Origin of the sequence: Promineifilum sp. (SeqCode), from assembly GCF_041918635.1 — a bacterium.
GTDB lineage: Bacteria > Chloroflexota > Anaerolineae > Promineifilales > Promineifilaceae > Promineifilum.
In genome coordinates, this window is record NZ_JAYRVJ010000046.1 from 1 (window position 1) to 2,084 (window position 2,084).

1 protein-coding gene is annotated in these 2,084 nt (G+C 72.0%); it reads right to left on the reverse strand.

Annotated features, from left to right (window positions below; all coding sequences use genetic code 11):
• The coding region (locus tag ACE3UY_RS01545; RefSeq protein WP_374685791.1) for a phosphoribosylformylglycinamidine synthase subunit PurS at positions 1 to 2,026 on the reverse strand (2,026 nt) is incomplete at its 3' end.
• Positions 2,027 to 2,084 lie beyond the last annotated feature (58 nt).

Here is a 2,084-nt window from a genome sequence, read left to right on the forward strand (position 1 = left end):
CGCGGCCGAGCAGCGTGTCCAGCGGCACAAGCGCCGCCGCGCCGTCTAGCGGCTTGACCGCTGTGCCGCCCTGCACCTCGTGGTCGTAGCGCCGCACGATGTCGGCCTTGCTGCGGATGTTGGGATGGGCCAGCAGGCGCAACAGCATCTCGGCTGGGGCCGGCCCCGCCGGGGCGTCGGGCGCGTCGCCTGGCTCCGGCGCGGGCGACGGCCGCCACGCCGCCCGCAACTCGCGGCGCGGCAGCCCGTCATGCAGGAATTCCATGGCCAGATCGCCCACCAGCCGCTCGCCATAGAAGACGCGCAGCCGTCCGGACGGCTCGAACTCGCCCAGCACGGTCAGCGTCACGTCCTGATCGTCGCAGAAGGCCCGCAGCCGCGCCAGATGAGCCGGCGGCGCGGCCAGCACCATGCGCTCTTGCGCCTCGCTCAGCCATATCTCCCACGGTCGCAGCCCCGGATACTTCAGGTCAACGCCGGTCAACTGGACGCGCGCGCCAATGGCCGCGCCCATCTCGCCCACGGCCGAGGAGAAGCCGCCCGCGCCACAGTCGGTGATGGCGTGGTAGAGCGCCTCGTCGCGCGCCCGCAGGACGACTTCCTGCACCTGCTTTTCCATGATCGGGTTGCCGATCTGCACCGCCGAGCCGGCCACCGCGCCCGTGGCCGCGTCCATCTCCATGCTGGAGAAGGTCGCCCCGCGCAGGCCGTCGCGCCCCGTCGCCCCGCCGATGGCGATGATCAGGTCGCCCGCCTGCGCCGCGGTCGGGTGCGCGCCACGCGGCAGGATGCCCAGGCAGCCGCAGTAGACCAGCGGGTTGGCGGTGTAGCCGGGGTGGTAGCAGACCGCGCCGTTGACCGTCGGGATGCCCATCTTGTTGCCGTAATCCTCGACGCCGTGCGCCACGCCGGCGGCGATGCGCGCCGGGTGCAGCACGCCCTCCGGCAGCGCGTCCGGCGAGAGATCGGGCGGGCCGAAGCACAGCACGTCGGTCACGGCGATGGGCCGGGCGCTGACGCCCAGCACGTCGCGCACCACGCCGCCAACGCCGGTGTTGGCCCCGCCAAACGGCTCCAGCGCCGAGGGGTGGTTGTGGGTTTCCACCTTGAAGGCCAGGTCGAAGCGCTCGTCGAAGGCGATGATGCCGGCGTTATCGACGAAGGCGGAACGCACCCAGGGCTTGTTCACCCGCTCCGTGGCCGCGCGGATATAAGTGCGCAGCAGGCCGTCGATGCGCTGCCGGGCCACCGGGCCGTCCGCGCCCGTCGGCCCGATGTAGTCGATGAGCGCCCGGAACGTCTTGTGGACGCAGTGCTCGCTCCACGTCTGGGCCAATGTCTCCAGTTCCACATCGGTCGGCTCGCGCCCCTCGGCGGTGTAGTAGGCGCGGATGGCGCGCATCTCGGCCAAATCGAGCGCCAGCCGCCGCTCCCGGCTGAGGGCCAGCAGGGCGTCGTCGTCCAGGTCGCGGACGGGCAGCGTCTCCACCGTGTCGTCGGCCGCCTGATAGGGGAAGAAGGGCGGCGGCAGCGGCGCGTCGATGGCGTAGCGCTGGACGTGGGGGTTGGCCAACAGACCGGCGGCCAGCCGTTCCAGGTCGGCCAAGCTCAGGTCGCCAGTCAATTCGTAGCGCTGCCCCGTGGCGGCCCGCGCCACGCCGGCGATGCCCAGCCGGCCGGCGACGCGCGCCAGACTGGCCGCGGCCGAGTCGGTGACGCCGGGCAGGAAGGTGACGTCGATGCGGTGGTCGCCACACGGAGTGGCCGGCGCGTCGTCGAGGATGCGCCACGTCTCGGTCACGGGATCGGCCAGAACGGCCCCAGCCAGCGCGGCGACGGCCTCCGCGTCCAGCGCCCCCTGCAAATAGTACAGGCGCGACTCGCTCACGCCCGCCAGCCCACTGATGCCTAGTTGGCGGGCCGCGGCCAGGGCCGCATGGGGTGCCGCGGCTTCACGCGGTGTGACTTCGACGGTGAACGTGACCGCTTCCCCGGCCACGCCTGAGAGAGGCTTATGCTCGATCATGGTTCCCCTCATCCGCGCCGGCCATTCGCTGCGGCCCGACGCCAATTCAATTGTACTC